The 3006-nt window shown below is 39.9% G+C and carries 3 protein-coding genes; all 3 read left to right on the top strand.

Going from position 1 to position 3006, the window contains the following annotated elements; genetic code table 11:
• Positions 1-1815, top strand: a 1815-nt coding sequence (locus Q8N37_01700; protein ID MDP3057217.1) for a DNA gyrase C-terminal beta-propeller domain-containing protein, incomplete at its 5' end; no start/stop codon positions are given.
• Positions 1816-2018: 203 nt separating this feature from the next.
• On the top strand, positions 2019-2573 hold the full coding sequence (locus Q8N37_01705) for a class I SAM-dependent methyltransferase (GenBank protein MDP3057218.1): 555 nt from the start codon (positions 2019-2021) through the stop codon (positions 2571-2573).
• Positions 2574-2576: 3 nt separating this feature from the next.
• Positions 2577-2786: a hypothetical protein gene (locus Q8N37_01710; GenBank protein ID MDP3057219.1), complete on the top strand. Its 210-nt coding sequence runs from the start codon at positions 2577-2579 to the stop codon at positions 2784-2786.
• Positions 2787-3006 lie beyond the last annotated feature (220 nt).

Genomic DNA, 3006 nt, shown 5'->3' on the forward strand with positions numbered 1-3006 from the left:
AACGCAAAAGCCATCAAAGCGGCGTATCAAAGCGGCAAAGGCGGAGTGGTGGCGCGCGCCAAAGCGGAAATCGCCGAGGCGAAAAAAGGCCGCTGGCAGATCATCGTCCATGAATTGCCTTATCAGGTCAACAAGGCCGAACTTTTGATCAAGATCGCAGATTTGGTAAAAAATAAAAAGATCGAAGGAATCCGCGATCTTCGCGACGAATCGGACAAAGACGGAATTCGAATGATCATAGAACTTAAAAGCGAGGCTGATCCGCAGAGAGTGCTGAATTCGCTTTTCAAAATGACTGATCTGCAAAAAACTTTTCATATGAATATGCTGGCTTTGGTCGGAGGGCTTGAGCCGAGAATACTGAACTTGAAAGCGATCCTTTCGCAGTATATTGATCATCAGATAATCGTGGTGACGCGCCGGACGAAATTTTTATTGCGCCGCGCCGAAGAGAGGCTCCATATTCTCGAAGGGCTTTCCAAAGCGCTGAAACATATTGACGAGGTGATCAAAACCATCAAAAAAGCCAAGACCAAAGAGATCGCCCACGACGACTTGATGAAAAATTTCAAGCTTTCCTCTATTCAAGCTACGGCTATTTTGGAAATGAGGCTGCAAACTTTGTCCGGCATGGAAAGAAAAAAGATCGAGGATGAACTGGAACAAAAACAAAAAGAAATTGCAGACTATAAAGATATTTTGGCTCATCCCAAGAGAATAATAAAAATAATCAGCGAGGAACTGGCGGCAATTAAAGCCAGATACGGCGATGAACGCCGAACCAAGATCATCAAAGGAGCGCTGGGAGAATTTAGCGACGAGGATCTGATCCCTGACGATGAAAACGTGATGCTGATGACGCACAAGGGTTATATAAAAAGAATGAATCCTGATGTTTATCATACCCAAAAGCGCGGCGGAAAAGGCATAATCGGAGCGGTTACCAAAGAAGAAGATGTGGTGGAAAGCGTATTGAGGATCAATACCCACGACAATCTTTTGTTTTTTACTAATCGCGGAAAAGTTTTTCAGACCAAGGCTTTTGAAATTCCGGAAGCTTCCCGGATTGCCAAAGGCCAGGCGATCGTGAATTTCCTCCAGCTCGGCGCGGATGAAAAAGTCACCTCGACCATGGTCAATAAAAAAATACCGGATTCCAGCGGAGAAAATTATATTGTCATGGCGACCCAGGAAGGAATGATAAAAAAAGTCAGTCTGTCTGATTTTGATAATGTCCGCCGAAGCGGGATCATTGCCATAAAAATAAAAGGCAGTGATGAACTGAAATGGGCGCGCATTACTTCTGGCAAAGACGAAGTGATCATGGTGACAGCAAAGGGCCAGTCTATCAGGTTCAAAGAAACAAAAATCCGTCCGATGGGACGCACAGCCGGAGGTGTCAGGGGTATCAGGGTCAAGAAAGGGGATTTTATTCGCGCTATGGATGTTGTAAGCAATTCCTCCGCCGCCAAGGCTATGGAGGGCAAGCAAAAAGCGGATGTTAAGAATCAAAAACTGCTTATTGTAATGGAAAATGGGTTTGGCAAAACCACTAATTTAAAAGAATATAAAGTGCAAGGAAGGGGAGGGTCCGGCATTAAGACCGCAAAAGTCAATTCTAAAACCGGTATAATCGTCCAAGGAGCCGTGATCGACGAAGAGACCGAAAAGAAAGATTTGTTGGTTATCTCTCAAAAAGGGCAAATCATCCGACTGGAGATTTCCGTCGTTCCTAACTTGGGCCGCGCCACGCAAGGAGTGAGAATTATGCGGTTAAACGCTGAAGATAAAATAGCCTCAGCGACGATACTATAGAAACATCGAATGTCAAATGATGAATTTCTAATGACAAATCAAATCCAAAATCCAAATGACAAAATTAAAAGAATTAAATTTGACATTTAAGCATTTGACATTGATTGGAAATTTGACATTAGTCATTTGTCATTGAGAATAAAGATTGTTTTGTTTTTTGAATTATTTATAATTTAAATCAGTTAATTAATTAAATTAACACTATGTTTATTCAGCCCAATAAAGTTTCGTCATCGTTTATGGATCCGCAAAAAATCGTAGATTCTTTCGGCATCGACAGCGGCAGTATTGTGGCCGATTTTGGTTCCGGCGCCGGATATTTTGTCATTCCTTTGGCCAAAGCCGTTAAATCGAAAGGAAAAATTTTTGCGGTTGATATCTTGCCAAGCGCGTTGGAAGTTATTGATAAAAAAGCTAAAATGGAAAACCTGATCAATATTGAACTTGTTCAAGCGGATCTGGAAAAAGAAAACAGCACAAAGATCATTGATTCTTCGGTGGATTTTGTTGTGATATCGAATCTTCTGTTTCAGCTGGAAAACAAAGCCAATATTTTTCGGGAAGCGAAAAGGGTTTTAAAATCCGGAGGAAAGCTTATCGTAATTGATTGGGCCGGCGGCAAGATCGTTTTAGGCCCTCCTGAAGAAAATCGCGTTACAGAGGATCAAGTTCAGATCGCTGCAACTATCAGTGGTTTTAAACAGATCAAACAATGGCATCCGGACGCTTATCATTACGGCTTTATTTTTATTAAATAAAAAATGGAAAATATTGAACTGGAGATTTTAAAAAAAATAGACGAAAATAACAAGAAAATCGATGCTGTCTATGAATCCGTCGAGAAAACAAGGAAATATTTTTTTTGGTCGGCGATTTTTAATGTCGCGATATTCATTTTGCCTTTGATCGGGCTTATTTTTATCATTCCCTGGTTTTTAAGCACTCTCGATTACGCTAAAATGGGCTTGTAATGGAATAATAATTATATAAAGCCAAGAAACACTCTTTGCATAGCGAAGCAAAAAGTAGTATAATAATTATGGAATCAGGTAATTTTTTTGGATTTTTATTTAACCCGTTAAAAATAGGTAATTATTATAAACTAAAGCGGTTTTTAAAAAAATAATATGGCTTCAATAATTTCTAATGGGTTGAAAAGCAAATTAAATTTTTTTATAATCTTTATTTTAA

This window comes from bacterium (assembly GCA_030693205.1).
In the GTDB taxonomy this organism is placed as follows: Bacteria; Patescibacteriota; Minisyncoccia; order JAHIHE01; family JAHIHE01; genus JAHILZ01.

What these genes read in the sequence shown, in the direction of transcription:
- Q8N37_01710 (MDP3057219.1), top strand. Translation starts at nt 2,577, where the DNA reads ATGGAAAATATTGAACTGGAGATTTTAAAAAAAATAGACGAAAATAAC.
- Q8N37_01705 (MDP3057218.1), top strand. Translation starts at nt 2,019, where the DNA reads ATGTTTATTCAGCCCAATAAAGTTTCGTCATCGTTTATGGATCCGCAA.